Below are 15700 nucleotides of genomic sequence, written 5' to 3' on the forward strand. Positions count from 1 at the left end.
TATTTCTATTTTATCACAAAATGTAGGAAAACTATAAAGAATACGTGTTAGCAGGCATGAATTATGATACAATAGTTACAGATTATATTATTAATTAAGGAGAAATACATGCAAGCAGTTGCACATTTTATTGAAACATTTGTTCCAAATCACTATACGATTTTTTTAGATTTGAATCGGGAGCAAAAAACATTTACAGGTAAGGTAACTATTAGCGGAGAAGCAAAAGGTGAAAAAATCTCACTTCATCAGAAAGATTTAGTGATTCAATCTGTCAAAGTAGCTGGTCAATCACGCCCATTCTCTGTAGATAATGAAAATGAAGCAGTTTATATTGAGCTTGGTCATTCAGGAACTGTTGAAGTAACTCTCTCTTATACAGGTAAAATTACAGATAATATGACAGGAATTTATCCTTCTTACTATACTGTTGATGGAGTTAAAAAAGAAGTGCTTTCTACTCAGTTTGAAAGTCATTTTGCGCGTGAAGCTTTTCCAAGCGTAGATGAGCCAGAAGCAAAAGCAACTTTTGATCTTTCTTTGAAATTCGACCAAGTAGCAGGAGAAATAGCGCTTTCAAATATGCTGGAAATTGATGTAGAAAATCGGAAAGCAACGGGTATCTGGACATTTGCAACAACGCCTCGTATGTCTTCTTACCTCTTAGCATTTGCAGCTGGCGATTTGCAAGGTGTTACAGCTAAAACAAAGAATGGCACTTTGGTGGGGGTATACTCTACTAAAGCCCACCCTGCTTCAAACTTAGAGTTTGCTCTAGATATTGCAGTTCGCTCTATTGACTTTTATGAAGAATATTATGGGGTGAAGTATCCAATTCCTCAATCCCTACATGTAGCTTTACCAGATTTCTCTGCAGGTGCTATGGAAAATTGGGGCTTGGTCACTTATCGTGAGGTTTATCTCTTAGTAGATGAAAATTCAACTGTTACTAGTCGTCAGCAAGTAGCTCTTGTGATTGCTCACGAATTGGCGCACCAATGGTTTGGTAACTTGGTCACAATGAAATGGTGGGATGATCTTTGGCTCAATGAAAGCTTTGCCAACATGATGGAATATGTCTGTGTGAATGCCATTGAACCAACTTGGAACATCTTTGAGGATTTCCAAACAGGTGGTGTCCCTCTGGCTCTAAAACGGGATGCGACTGACGGTGTTCAATCTGTCCATGTGGAAGTAAAACATCCAGACGAAATCAATACGTTATTTGATCCTGCGATTGTTTATGCTAAAGGAAGTCGTCTCATGCACATGCTTCGTCGTTGGCTAGGAGATGAAGCTTTTGCAAAAGGCTTGAATGCTTATTTTGCCAAACATCAATATGGTAATACGATTGGTCGTGATTTATGGAATGCTCTAGGTGCAGCTTCAGGACGTGACGTAGCAGCCTTTATGGATTCGTGGCTAGAACAACCAGGCTATCCTGTTTTGACAGCGATTGTGGAAAATGACACTCTCAAAATTTCTCAAAAACAATTCTTTATTGGTGAAAAAGAAGAAAAAGGTCGTCTATGGGTTGTACCGTTGAATAGTAATTGGACTGGTATCCCAGATACCCTAGAAACAGAAACGCTTGAAATTCCAAATTATACAGCTCTTGCAGCTCAAAATGAAGGAGCACTTCGTCTTAATACGGAAAATACAGCACATTACATTACTGATTATCAAGGCGAATTGCTAGACAATATTTTGGCAACTATTACAGACTTAGATAATACAAGTAAGTTGCAAGTGGTGCAAGAACGTCGTTTGTTGGCTGAAGCTGGTTTCGTTTCATTTGCAGATTTGATTCCAGTGGTTAAAAAATTGACCAATGAAAGATCTTATCTTGTAGTATCTGCTGTAAAAGCTGTGCTAAATAGTTTGAAGATTTTTGTGGATGAAGGGACAGAAACAGAGGTAGCCTTTAAGAAGTTACTTATCAAACTGAATCAAGCTAACTTTGACCGACTTGGTTTTGAAGCTAAAGCAGGTGAAACAGATGAAGATGAATTGGTTCGTCAAATCGTTGTAGCGAATATGATTGCGGCTGATGATGAAAAAGCGAGTCAAAAAGCTAGCCAAATTTTTGAAGCTTATCACGATACTTTGGAAAAACTTCCTGCAGCCACTCGCTTGCAAATTTTGATTAACCAAATCAAACGCCATGAGACAAAAGAATTGACCGATAAATATCTATCAACCTACATCACAACGGTTGACGGTAACTTCCAACGTCAATTGGCTTCGGCTCTTTCTTATACGAAGAACGAAACAACACTCACTCATCTTTTAGAAGAATGGAAAAATAAAGATATTGTAAAACCGCAGGATTTAGCAATGAGCTGGTATTTTACTTTCTTACAACATGATTTCACACAAGGAACTGTCTGGACTTGGGCGCGTGACAATTGGGATTGGATTAAGGCAGCTCTTGGTGGAGATATGAGTTTTGACAAATTTGTCATTTATCCAGCAAGTACCTTTAAGACGCATGAACGTTTAGCAGAATACAAAGCCTTCTTTGAACCACAATTATCTGATTTGGCAATTAGCCGTAATATTAGTATGGGAATCAAAGAAATTTCCGCTCGTATTGATTTGATTGACAAAGAAAAAGCAGCTGTTGAAGCAGCAATCAAAGCGACAGTATAATAGTATAAAAAAGGTTGAATGCGAATTTCAGCCTTTTCTTATTGTATTTCGATATTTTATTAAAAATGATAGTTTTTGAAAGAAAATGCTTGACTTTGAAATAAATTGGTGTATAATAAATCTGTAAACGATTGCAGGAAGGGGTGGAATTATCTTAAAATCAGAGCGAAAACAGGTAATTTTAGAGGAAATTAATCGTCATCAAGTTGTTTCACTAGATACTTTAGTTCGTCTATTAGATACGTCTGAATCGACAGTTCGTAGAGATTTAGATGAATTGGAGAGTGAAAGAAAACTGCGCCGAATTCACGGTGGTGCAGAAAATATTCATTTCCTTCAAGAGGAAGAAAGCAATCAAGAAAAATCTATCAAAAACGTTCAAGATAAATTACGAATTGCTCAAAAAGCAGCGGAATTGATTCAAGAACAAGATGTTATTTTTATTGATGCTGGAACGACAAATGAATTGTTAGTGAATGAACTTTCAAATAAACATATGACGGTTGTGACCAATTCTATTCACCATGCGACAAAATTAGTTGAGAAAAACATTCCAACAGTTATTATCGGAGGGGTGGTTAAAAGCTCAACAGACGCTAGTATCGGGGGGGTTGCTTTGAATCAAATTGGTCAGTTGAATTTCAACAAAGCCTTTATTGGTATGAATGGAATTGATGAAAATTTCTATACAACACCTGATATGGAAGAAGGAGCAGTCAAACGAGCGATTCTTGAAAACGCCAAGCAGACCTACATCTTAGCTGATGCTTCAAAAATCGGTCATTCCTCTTTCGTGAAAGTCGCCCCTATCAAACGTGCTAGCATTATTACGAGTGCATGTGCCAATGAGCAATTGGAAAAGATAAAAGAAAAAACGGAGGTTATTGAAGTATGATTTATACTGTTACGCTTAACCCTTCTATTGACTATATTGTCCGTTTGGATAAGGTCAATGTTGGAAGCGTGAATCGTATGGAAAGCGATGATAAATTTGCTGGTGGCAAAGGAATCAATGTCAGTCGTGTGCTCAAACGTTTGGGAATTGATAACACAGCGACTGGCTTTATAGGTGGTTTTACTGGAAAATTTATTACTGATACCTTGGAAAATGAAGCGATTGCGACTAATTTTGTTCAAGTGTTAGAGGATACGCGCATTAATGTGAAAATTAAAGCAGATGCTGAAACAGAAATCAATGGAACGGGTCCGACCGTCTTACCAGAGCAATTAGCAGAATTGAAAGAGATCCTTTCAGGACTGTCAGAACAAGATACAGTGGTGTTTGCAGGATCAAGTAACAAAAATCTGGGGAATGTCGTCTACAAAGAGTTAATTAGCTTAACGAGACAAACTGGCGCACAGGTCGTTTGCGATTTTGAAGGACAAACACTTATTGATTCACTGGAATTTCAGCCATTATTGGTCAAACCAAATAATCATGAACTGGGTGATATTTTCGGAGTGAAGCTGGAAAAGCTGGATGAGATTGAGAAATATGCTCGTGAAATTCTAGTCAAGGGAGCCCAACATGTCATTATTTCTATGGCAGGTGATGGAGCACTTTTGGTAACAAAGGACGGAGCATATTTTGCAAAGCCAATCAAAGGAATCGTAAAAAATTCTGTTGGGGCTGGTGACTCCATGGTTGCAGGCTTTACTGGTGAATTTGTTCGTTCAGGAAATCCTGTTGAAGCTTTTAAGTGGGGAGTAGCTTGCGGGACTGCAACAACCTTCTCTGATGATTTGGCGACAGCCGATTTCATTAACAAAACGTATGAAAAAGTAGAGGTAGAAAAAATATGAAGATTCAAGACTTACTGAGAAAAGATGTAATGTTGCTTGATTTACAAGCGACTGGAAAAACAGCTGCTATTGATGAAATGATTCATCGTTTAGTTGACAGTGGTTATGTGACAGATTTTGAAACATTCAAAGAAGGAATCTTGGCTCGTGAAGCTTTAACGTCAACAGGCTTAGGGGACGGAATTGCCATGCCACACAGCAAAAATGCCGCAGTAAAAGAAGCATCAGTTCTTTTTGCAAAATCAAACAAAGGTGTGGATTATGAAAGTTTAGACGGGCAACCGACAGATTTATTCTTCATGATCGCTGCACCAGAAGGAGCGAATGATACCCACTTGGCTGCACTTGCAGAATTGTCCCAATACCTGATGAAAGATGGATTTGCAGATAAACTTCGTCAAGTGACTTCACCAGACGAAGTGATTGCGTTATTTGACCAAGCGTCTGATAAAGCAGCAGAGTCTGCAACGGTAGAAACGGCAAGCAAAGATGGTGATTTTCTTGTTGCAGTTACAGCATGTACAACAGGTATTGCACATACTTATATGGCTCAAGAAGCGCTTCAAAAGGTAGCCGCCGAAATGGGAGTTGGTATCAAAGTCGAAACCAATGGTGCCAGTGGTATCGGAAACAAACTGACAGCAGAAGATATTCAAAAAGCAAAAGCAGTTATTATTGCAGCTGATAAAGCTGTAGAAATGGATCGATTTGATGGGAAACCACTGATTAATCGTCCGGTTGCTGATGGTATTCGTAAAACAGAAGAATTGATTAACTTGGCATTGTCAGGAAAAGCAGAAGTATATCATGCAGCCAATAAAGCAGCTGCGTCCTCTTCAGCGAATGCAGCAGGCGGTTTCTACAAACACTTAATGAGTGGTGTTAGCCAAATGCTTCCATTTGTTATTGGTGGTGGTATTATGATTGCTATTGCCTTCTTGATTGACCAAGCGATGGGAGTTCCAAAAGATCAATTGGCAAATCTTGGAACTTACCATGAGCTTGCAGCTATGTTTAAGAATATTGGTGGTTTGGCTTTTGGCTTTATGCTTCCTGTTCTTGCTGGTTATATCGCTTATTCTATTGCTGAAAAGCCAGGTTTGGCACCAGGGTTTGTAGCAGGTAGCATGGCTTCGGCAGGTCTTGCTTTTGGAAAAATTCCATTTGCAGCAGGCGGGAAAGCAACCCTTGCTCTTGCTGGCGTCCCTTCTGGTTTCCTTGGAGCCCTAGTGGGTGGTTTCCTTGCAGGTTACGTTGTAAACTTTCTTAAAAAAGCCTTGAGTGGTCTTCCAAAATCACTAGAGGGCATCAAGTCTATTCTACTTTACCCGCTGTTGGGAATCTTGCTAACTGGCTTCTTGATGTTATTGGTGAATATTCCAATGGCAGCTATCAATACTGGATTGAATAGTTTCCTAGAAGGTTTATCTGGTAGTTCAGCTGTCCTTCTTGGACTCGTTGTAGGTGGTATGATGGCTATTGATATGGGTGGTCCTTTCAATAAGGCGGCCTATATCTTTGGTACAGGAACTCTTGCAGCAACTGTTTCAACAGGTGGTTCAGTTGTGATGGCAGCAGTTATGGCTGGTGGTATGGTTCCTCCTCTAGCAGTCTTTGTTGCAACGCTTTTATTCAAAGACAAATTCACCGAAGAAGAACGTAATTCAGGTTTGACAAACATTGTTATGGGGCTATCATTCATCACTGAAGGTGCCATTCCATTTGGTGCTGCTGACCCTGCTCGCGCTATTCCAAGCTTTATGGTTGGCTCTGCCTTAGCAGGTGCCCTTGTCGGCATGGCTGGTATTAAACTAATCGCACCGCACGGAGGTATCTTTGTTATTGCACTTACTTCAAATGCTCTTCTCTATATCATCTTTATCTTGATTGGCGCAATTGTAAGTGGTGTGCTATTCGGAGCACTTCGTAAACCATTGAATAAATAATGATGAGTTTCATCATTCTAGGAGTTGGAGAAAAAATTCTCTGACTCCTTTTTAATCCTAAAAGAAACATTGGCAGAAGATGATTTTCATACTGATTAAAATAGTCAGGTGCTGGAAAATATGATATAATTTTACTAACGCATATTTTGAGGAGAAACGAAATGGAATTACAACGTGAAAAAGAATTTGTTAGTCAATATCATTATGATGCTCGTAATTTAGAATGGGAAAAAGAAAATGGAACTCCAGAAACAAAAGTGGACGTCAATTTTCAATTGTTAAATCAAGATCAGGAAGGGCAAGTGACCTCTATTGTTGTAATTGTGAGCTTTATGATTGTCTTTGATGCTTTTGTCATTAGTGGAACAATCTCGCAAGTCAATCATATTCTTGGGCGAATTGTGAACGAACCGAGTGAATTTGAGCAGGATGAGGTGGAGCAATTAGCTCAGCCAAGTTTGGCTGTATTAAATCGTTTGACCTATGAAGTAACAGAAATCGCCTTAGATTTACCAGGCATCAATTTGGAGTTTTAATGCATGAAATTAGCTGTAATTACTGATTCGTCTGCATATTTAAATAATAAAGTAGTCGAAAATGAGCATTTATTTGTCCTAGATATTCCTGTTAGTATAGACGGGGTTGAGTATATTGAAGGAAAAAATCTTTCTGCTAGTGAATTTTATCAAAAAATGGCAGCTTCTAGTGAATTGCCAAAGACGAGCCAACCGAGTATTGCTAGCTTAGTAAATATCCTTTCTTTAGTAGAAGGACAAGGTTATACTCATGTCATTGGTTTGTTTTTATCGAGTGGAATTTCTGGTTTTTATCAAAATATCCAGTATTTGAAAGATGAATTTCCAAGTTTAGAAATTGCTTTTCCGGATTCAAAAATCACAAGTGCGCCACTTGGAATGATGGTGGAGCATATTTTGAACTGGACTAAACAGGGATTATTGTTTGAACAAATTTTAAACAATCTTGAAGTTCAAATTAAGGGAATTGGTGCTTTCATCATGGTAGATGACTTAAATCACTTGGTGAAGGGTGGTCGTTTGTCTAACGGTGCTGCAATTCTTGGAAACTTGCTCAGTATCAAACCAATTCTTTACTTTAATGACGAGGGAGTCATTGAGGTTTATGAAAAAATTCGTACCGAGAAAAAAGCTACGAAACGTCTGGTTGAGATTGTCAAAGAACAGACTGCACAAGGAAATTACCAGGTGATGATTATTCATGGAAATGCACGGGAAAAAGCAGAACTTCTACATAAATTATTAGTAGAAGAACGAGTTACTGGAGAAATTCCCATTGCAACATTTGGCAGTGTGATTGGAACTCATTTGGGAGCAGGAAGTATTGCTCTTGCTTATATCCCGATTGTCTAAGGTGCAATTCGCCTATCCTAAAAGGCTTTATGGGAAATGCCTATAAGTTGGTGATAGAGTGTATTAAGAGCATGGCTTTGTTTCTGTGGTTAGAGCGATTGGGATGAAATTACAAAGTTCATCGAACCTTCACAGGCAAGATGGCTAGGAGATATGCTTGCTCCTAATTTTGCTAAGGGATAGATTTTCCTGATAGTGTGTTCAATTAAGTTTAAGTAGTAAATAATTTTCAAATGAGCCACATCATGATTAGAAAAATATGACGATTGGAATATTTATTATGAGATTAGAAAATCTGCCTTCTGAATTTCAGGAGGCTTTACCAGTATTAAAGAAGATCAAGAATGCCGGTTTTGAGGCGTATTTTGTCGGTGGGTCAGTCCGCGATGCCTTATTGAATCGACCGATTCATGATGTGGATATTGCGAGTTCCAGTTATCCAGAAGAAACCAAACGTATTTTTGAACGAACGATTGATGTTGGGATTGAGCACGGGACAGTTTTAGTATTAGAGGATAATCATGAATACGAAGTGACGACTTTTCGGACCGAGGATATTTATGTAGATTATCGTAGACCTAGTCATGTTACCTTTGTTCGTTCTCTAAAAGAAGATTTAAAGCGGCGCGATTTTACGATCAATGCTTTGGCTTTAGATGAAACAGGGAATGTGATTGATTTATTTGAAGGATTGAATGATCTAAAACATCAGATTTTACGTGCTGTAGGAACACCTTCGGAGCGTTTCACCGAAGATGCCTTGCGTATCATGCGAGGATTTCGTTTTCAGGCTACTCTGGGTTTTGCGTTAGACAAAGACACATTCAATGCCATGAAAATGTGTGCTCCGCTATTAGAAAAAATTTCTGTAGAGCGGACTTTTATTGAATTTGATAAATTACTGACAGCGTTTTATTGGCGTAAAGGTTTGAAAAGTCTGATTGCCAGTGGTGCAACGGATTATTTACCTGACATGCGCAGCAGCCAATCACAATTGGAAACGATGTTTGATGTTGAAGCAGATTTTAAATTTACGAGTTCAGAGCAAGCCTGGGCTGCTCTTCTAATGGTTCTTCAAGTAAAAAATGTTAAAAAATTCCTAAAGCATTGGAAAACTTCAAATGAATTTCAAAAACGCGTAGAGCAAATTGTTACGATTTATACCATTCGCCAAACGCATTTTCTGAATAAGGAAGAATGCTATCGTTTTGAACTGGACCTGATGATACAAGCAGAAGAAATTCGTCAAGCACAGGGATTAGCTGTTGATTTTGAAAAGATTTATCTTACTTATAATTCACTAACGATTCATGATAAACATGAGATTGTCGTCAATGGTGGCCTGTTAATCAAAAAGTTTGGTTTTAAGCCTGGACCTGCTTTAGGACAGCTCTTGACTGAGATTGAGATGGCTATTGTGAATGGCGTCTTGGACAACTGCCTTGAAGCTATTTTAGCTTTTGTAGAGGAGAAAAGATGAGTGACTTTATTGTTGAAAAGTTGACTAAAACGGTAGGAGATAAGACTGTTTTTAAAAATATTTCCTTTATTATTCATGGTTTGGATCGCATTGGCTTGATTGGGGTTAATGGAACTGGAAAAACAACTCTTTTGAACGTTCTGTCTGGAAAATCTGGATTTGACGGGGATGTCAATCCCTTTTCTGCTCATTCAGACTATAAAATCGGTTACTTAACTCAAGAACCGCACTTTGATGACAATAAAACGGTGCTAGATACAGTTTTGTCTAGTAATTTACGAGAAATGCAGCTCATTCGTGAGTATAAGCTATTGCTGTCTAACTATGACGAAAACAATCAATCTCATTTAGAGAAAGTGATGGCTGAAATGGAAGCTCTTCAGGCCTGGGAAATCGAAAGTCAAGTTAAGACAGTTTTGTCTAAGCTGGGGTTGAACGACTTATCTGCTAAGGTTGGCGATTTGTCAGGAGGTTTGCGACGTCGAGTTCAATTAGCACAAGTTCTGTTAGGAGATGATGACTTATTGCTCCTTGATGAACCAACCAACCATTTGGATATTGATAGCATTGAATGGCTGACGAATTTTTTGAAGAATTCCAAAAAGACAGTTCTTTTTATTACCCATGATCGTTATTTTTTAGATTCTGTTTCAACTCGAATTTTTGAGTTAGACAGTGGTAGTTTAGTTGAATATCAAGGAAATTATCAGGATTATGTCCGTTTGAAGGCAGAACAAGACGAGCGAGATGCTGCCCTTCTCCATAAAAAGCAGCAACTGTATAAGCAAGAATTGTCCTGGATGCGCCGCCAGCCACAGGCCAGAGCAACCAAGCAGCAAGCACGAATCAACCGTTTTCATGACCTTAAGAAAGATTTAGCGGGTCAGGCAACTGACAGTAGTTTGGAAATGAATTTCGAAACCAGTCGTATTGGTAAGAAAGTGATTGAATTTAAAGATGTTGACTTTGCTTATGGTGACAAGAAAATTCTTTCTCATTTTAACTTATTGATTCAAAATAAAGATCGGCTTGGAATTGTGGGTGATAACGGTGTTGGAAAATCGACCTTGCTCAATTTGATTGCTGGGAAATTAGCACCTCAATCTGGTCAACTTATGATTGGTGAGACAGTTCGTGTGGCTTATTTTTCACAGCAAATTGAAGGATTAGATGGGTCTAAACGTGTTATCAATTTCTTGCAAGAAGTGGCTGAGGAGGTTAAAATAGGCAATGGAATAACATCAATTGCGGAACTATTGGAGCAATTCCTCTTCCCGCGCTCTACTCATGGTACTTTGATTGAAAAGCTTTCTGGTGGAGAGAAAAAGCGTCTTTATCTACTGAAACTTCTCTTGGAAAAGCCGAATGTCTTGCTTCTTGATGAGCCAACCAATGATTTGGACATTGCAACTCTAACAGTACTGGAAAACTTTTTGCAGAGTTTTGCTGGACCAGTTATTACTGTTAGTCACGATCGGTATTTCCTTGATAAAGTAGCAGATAAGATTTTAGCTTTTGAAGAGGGAACTATCAGAGAGTACTTCGGGAATTATACGGATTATTTAGATGAAAAAGCTTTTCTGGCTGAGAGTTCTGCCATTTCCAAAAAGACTGGAAAGGAAAAGCCAGTGAAGGTGCGTGAGGAGAAGAAACGCATGAGCTATTTTGAAAAGCAGGAGTGGGAGTCTATTGAGGGTGATATAGAGAAACTTGAAGAGGAAATTGCAACTATTGAGCGGAAAATGCTGGAATATGCTTCGGACTTTGGTCGACTCGCTGAACTCCAAAAAGAACTGGATGTTAAAAATGATTTCCTTTTGGAGAAATATGAGCGCTACGAATACTTGAGTGAGTTAGTATAGAATTAACAGCTACATATATGTATCATGAGTATCATTACATCTTTAAATAAGCTCTATTTACAAATCCTATAAAATTTGGTATAATACCAATTAATTAAATAAGAATCCGCAAGACTAGTAGCTTAGGGGAAGTTTGACAGGGAGAAGAACCAGAGACTGAGAGTTTTTTAGATGAAAACTAGGTGAATTCACTTGCAAAGGGATTTAGAATTAAGGTCTGGAAAACCAGATGAAAACGGATGGTACCGCGTGTCAACGCTCCGATTATGGAGTCTGACAAGCGGTTTTTTATATTTGGAGGAATTATGTCAACCATTGAAGAACAATTAAATAAGCTTAGAGAAGAAACTCTGGCGTCGCTGAAAAAAATTTCAACTGAAAATGAAAAAGAAATGCAGAATCTGCGTGTTTCTGTCCTTGGAAAGAAAGGCTCTTTAACAGAAATTTTAAAAGGTATGAAAGATGTCTCTGCTGATATGCGTCCGATTATCGGGAAACATGTCAATGAAGCACGGGATGTATTGACCGCTGCTTTTGAAGAATCTGCAAAACTATTGGAAGAGCAAAAAGTTGCTAATCAGCTGGCTAGGGAGTCAGTAGATGTAACTCTTCCGGGTCGGAAAATTCTTGCTGGGAATCGTCATGTTCTTAGCCAGACAAGTGAAGAAATTGAAGATATTTTTATTGGAATGGGTTATCAAGTTGTAGATGGTTTTGAAGTCGAAACAGACTATTACAACTTTGAGCGGATGAATTTACCAAAAGACCACCCAGCGCGTGATATGCAGGATACTTTCTATATTACAGAAGAAATTTTACTGCGGACTCACACTAGTCCGGTTCAAGCTCGAGCGATGGATGCACATGATTTTTCTAAAGGACCTTTGAAGATGATTTCGCCAGGGCGTGTGTTCCGACGGGATACGGATGATGCAACGCATTCTCATCAATTTCATCAAATTGAAGGTTTAGTTGTCGGAAAAAATATTTCTATGGCAGATCTTCAAGGAACATTGGAGCTCATTGTGCAAAAAATGTTTGGTGAAGAGCGTCAGATCCGTCTGCGTCCATCTTACTTCCCATTCACAGAGCCTTCTGTTGAGGTGGATGTTTCCTGCTTCAAATGCGGTGGTCAAGGGTGCAATGTTTGCAAAAAGACTGGCTGGATTGAAATTATGGGAGCCGGAATGGTGCACCCTCGTGTTCTTGAAATGAGTGGCATTGATCCGGATGTTTATTCTGGTTTTGCCTTTGGCCTTGGGCAAGAACGTGTGGCTATGTTGCGCTACGGAATCAATGACATTCGCGGATTTTATCAAGGAGATGTTCGGTTCTCAGAACAATTTAAATAAATGTATGTTAATAAAAGTAAAAGAAGAACAGGCTGAAGTTCTAAGAGCACTAGAAGTGCAGACTTATCTAGAAACTTTTGGCCCTTACATCAAGGCAGAAGACATGCAAGATTATTTTGCGAATGAGCTCTCACTTGAGCGGATTCAGAAGGATTTGGCACTGGTAGAGTCAGAGACCTATTTTGCACTAGATGAAACAGAGAAGATTGTTGGTTTTCTCAAATTTAACTGGGGGCAGGAACAGACTGAGCCAGTAGAGGCAGACTATTCAATGAGGAATGCTTTTGAGGTGCATCGCATCTATGTTTTGAAACCGTATCAAGGACAAGGTTTTGGCAAGGAAATGTTTGAATTTGCCCTGCAGGAAGCCATGAAACGAAAATGTTCATGGGTGTGGCTAGGCGTTTGGGAAAAGAATTTTAAGGCCCAAAACTTTTACTTTAAATATGGTTTTGAGCGTTTTAGTGAGCATAAATATGTGACAGGTGAAACGGTTGACATTGATTGGCTCATACGGAAAAAATTAAAATAATTGAGAAAGCGTTGAGCACTGTTTTCGTGTTCTCAATAGCTCTGCGAATTAAAAGAAAGGAAATAAATATGAGGTGAAATTTTTGAGAAAAAGCAAAAAATTCTCAAAGATTTTGATGTACTCATATAGATGAATTATGCTAGTAAGTTATAAATGGTTAAAAGAACTAGTTGATGTAGATGTGCTAAGTGAAGAATTAGCTGAAAAAATGTCAACAACAGGAATAGAAGTAGAAGGGGTTAGTTCACCTGCTGAGGGATTGTCAAACATTGTCGTTGGTGAAGTGGTCAGCTGTGAAGAGGTGCCTGAGACGCACTTGCATGTATGTCAAGTGAACGTGGGAGAAGAAGCACTTCGACAAATCGTTTGTGGCGCTCCAAATGTACGAGCAGGAATCAAGGTTATGGTAGCTCTTCCCGGAGCTCGTATTGCGGATAATTACAAGATTAAAAAAGGAAAAATCCGCGGTTTAGAATCTCTTGGAATGATTTGTTCTCTTGGAGAATTAGGTATCTCTGACTCGATTGTCCCAAAAGAATTTTCTGAAGGGATTCAAATTTTGCCAGAAGAAGCTGTACCAGGAGATTCCGTTTTTCCTTATCTTGACTTGGATGATGAAATTATTGAGCTTTCTATTACGCCGAACCGTGCGGATGCTCTTTCAATGCGCGGGGTAGCATATGAGGTGGCAGCGATTTATGACAAATCAGTTCATTTTCAAGATTTTCCGTTGTTGGAAGCACAAGAGCAAGCTGGAGAACAACTATCTGTTGCCATTGAAACAGAAAAGGCGCCTTTTTATGCAGTGCGTATTTTAGAGAATGTTACCATTACTCCAAGTCCGCAGTGGCTTCAAAATCTGCTTATGAATGCAGGGATTCGTCCTATCAACAATGTAGTAGATGTGACAAATTATATGTTGCTATATTTTGGTCAACCAATGCATGCCTTTGATTTAGATACTTTCGAAGATAATCAAATTGTCGTACGTGAAGCACGTGCAGGTGAAAAGTTAGTAACTCTTGATGATGAAGAGCGTGATTTAGAAACGAGTGATCTTGTTATTACCGTAGCAGATAAGCCTGTAGCATTGGCTGGTATTATGGGTGGAAGTGAAACGGAAATCTCCCCTAAATCAAGGCGTGTAGTGCTTGAAGCAGCAGTTTTTGACGGAACTTCCATTCGTAAGACGAGCGGACGTCTCAATCTTCGTTCAGAATCATCCTCTCGCTTTGAAAAAGGAATTAACCTAGCGACAGTAACAGAAGCTTTAGATGCTGCGGCTAGCATGATTGCAGATCTTGCAGGTGCAACGGTAAAAGCCGATATCGTTTCAGCAGGTCAAGTGGACACATCAGATGTTGAAGTTGTTTCAACATTATTAGATGTCAATCGTGTACTTGGGACGGAATTAACTTATACAGATATTGAAGATGTTTTCCGCCGTCTTGGTTTTGGTCTTAATGGCAATGCAGAGAAATTCACAGTCAGCGTACCACGCCATCGTTGGGACATTCACATTGAAGCAGACCTTTATGAGGAAATTGCGCGTATCTATGGTTATGATAAATTACCAGCAACTCTTCCAAAAGGTGACGGAACAGCTGGTCAATTGACAGAAACCCAAAAACTTCGTCGCAAAGTTCGTACAGTTGCAGAAGGTGCTGGTCTGACAGAAGTTATCACCTATGCTTTGACTACTCCTGAAAAAGCTGTGCAATTTAGCACTAATCCAAGTAACTTGACAGAGCTGATGTGGCCGATGACAGTAGATCGCAGCGTTCTTCGTCAAAATATGGTAGCTGGCATTTTGGATACTGTTGCCTATAATGTAGCACGTAAAAATAAGGACTTGGCTCTGTATGAGATTGGAAAAGTCTTCGAGCAAACGGGTAATCCACAGGAAGAATTGCCAATTGAAATTAACAGTTTTGCCTTTGCTTTGACAGGTTTGGTTTCTGAAAAGGATTTTCAAACTTCTGCTGTACCAGTTGATTTCTTTTATGCAAAAGGAGTTCTGGAAGCACTGTTTGACCGCCTAGGACTGAAAGTAGAATACACAGTGACGCAAGCATTAGCCAGCATGCATCCGGGACGTACAGCAGCCATTTTGCTGGACGGACAAGTCATTGGCTTTGTTGGTCAAGTTCATCCAGTAACTGCTAAGGATTATAATATCCCAGAAACGTATGTAGCAGAAATCAACTTGACAGCGATTGAACAAGCAATTCAACTAGCAAAACCATTTGTAGAAATTACCAAATTCCCAGCTGTAACACGTGATATAGCACTGCTTCTGAAAGCAGAAATCAGTCACAAAGAAGTCGTTGAAGCTATTGAGGCTGCTGGTGTGAAACGCTTGACAGATATCAAATTATTTGACGTCTTCTCAGGTGAAAAACTGGGACTCGGCATGAAATCAATGGCTTACACCTTAACTTTCCAAAATCCAGAGGATACTCTGGAAGATGAGGAAGTAGCTCGTTATATGGAAAAAATCCAAAAGTCTCTTGAAGAAACGATTGGTGCAGAAGTGCGGTAATACTAGAACTAGGAGTGAGACAGAACTAAAAATTTTAGTTCTTAGTCTCACTTCTATTTTTATCTTGTAAATCTTTCTTCTTCAAAAAATATGGTGTATAATAAGGGCAAAGTTTTTTATAAATAACTTGACATAGGAGAAAA

The 15700-nt window shown here is 39.0% G+C and carries 11 protein-coding genes; all 11 read left to right on the forward strand.

The genetic code is table 11. From position 1 onward, the window contains the following. Window positions 1-108 precede the first annotated feature (108 nt). The 11 genes from SCSC_RS03270 to pheT all read left to right on the forward strand — a co-directional run bounded on the left by SCSC_RS03270 (window position 109) and on the right by pheT (window position 15557). Window positions 109-2652, forward strand: coding sequence for a M1 family metallopeptidase (locus tag SCSC_RS03270; protein ID WP_006270552.1), 2544 nt, complete (start codon window positions 109-111; stop codon window positions 2650-2652). 151 nt (window positions 2653-2803) lie between these two features. Further along, window positions 2804-3547, forward strand: a complete 744-nt coding sequence (locus SCSC_RS03275; RefSeq protein ID WP_037566155.1) for a DeoR/GlpR family DNA-binding transcription regulator — start codon at window positions 2804-2806, stop codon at window positions 3545-3547. Beyond that, a complete protein-coding gene (gene pfkB / locus SCSC_RS03280) occupies window positions 3544-4455 on the forward strand; it encodes a 1-phosphofructokinase (RefSeq protein ID WP_006270576.1) in 912 nt (303 codons plus the stop codon). The genes SCSC_RS03275 and pfkB overlap by 4 nt, the downstream gene beginning before the upstream one ends. Then, window positions 4452-6401, forward strand: coding sequence for a PTS fructose transporter subunit IIABC (locus tag SCSC_RS03285; RefSeq protein WP_006270594.1), 1950 nt, complete (start codon window positions 4452-4454; stop codon window positions 6399-6401). The genes pfkB and SCSC_RS03285 overlap by 4 nt, the downstream gene beginning before the upstream one ends. A 161-nt stretch (window positions 6402-6562) precedes the next feature. Next, a complete protein-coding gene (locus SCSC_RS03290) occupies window positions 6563-6937 on the forward strand; it encodes a DUF1149 family protein (protein ID WP_003069715.1) in 375 nt (124 codons plus the stop codon). A 3-nt stretch (window positions 6938-6940) separates the two neighbouring features. Continuing rightward, window positions 6941-7789: a DegV family protein gene (locus SCSC_RS03295; RefSeq protein ID WP_006270550.1), complete on the forward strand. Its 849-nt coding sequence runs from the start codon at window positions 6941-6943 to the stop codon at window positions 7787-7789. Between the two features lie 280 nt (window positions 7790-8069). Then, the gene (locus SCSC_RS03300; RefSeq protein WP_006270585.1) at window positions 8070-9269 is read left to right on the forward strand and encodes a CCA tRNA nucleotidyltransferase; all 1200 of its coding nucleotides are present in this window, start codon (window positions 8070-8072) and stop codon (window positions 9267-9269) included. Continuing rightward, entirely contained in the window at window positions 9266-11131 is a 1866-nt protein-coding gene (locus SCSC_RS03305) for an ABC-F family ATP-binding cassette domain-containing protein (RefSeq protein WP_006270525.1), read from the forward strand. Before SCSC_RS03300 ends, SCSC_RS03305 begins: the two co-directional genes overlap by 4 nt. 305 nt (window positions 11132-11436) lie before the next feature. Next, window positions 11437-12483 carry a phenylalanine--tRNA ligase subunit alpha gene (gene pheS / locus SCSC_RS03310; RefSeq protein WP_003069711.1) on the forward strand — a complete coding sequence of 349 codons (1047 nt, stop codon included), beginning with the start codon at window positions 11437-11439 and terminating at the stop codon, window positions 12481-12483. 4 nt (window positions 12484-12487) lie between these two features. Beyond that, complete coding sequence (locus SCSC_RS03315) at window positions 12488-13015, forward strand: GNAT family N-acetyltransferase (protein ID WP_006270566.1); 528 nt, start codon at window positions 12488-12490, stop codon at window positions 13013-13015. 136 nt (window positions 13016-13151) lie between these two features. After that, entirely contained in the window at window positions 13152-15557 is a 2406-nt protein-coding gene (gene pheT / locus SCSC_RS03320; protein WP_006270592.1) for a phenylalanine--tRNA ligase subunit beta, read from the forward strand. Window positions 15558-15700: the final 143 nt, after the last annotated feature.

The organism is Streptococcus constellatus subsp. constellatus (assembly GCF_023167545.1).
Taxonomy (GTDB): domain Bacteria; phylum Bacillota; class Bacilli; order Lactobacillales; family Streptococcaceae; genus Streptococcus; species Streptococcus constellatus.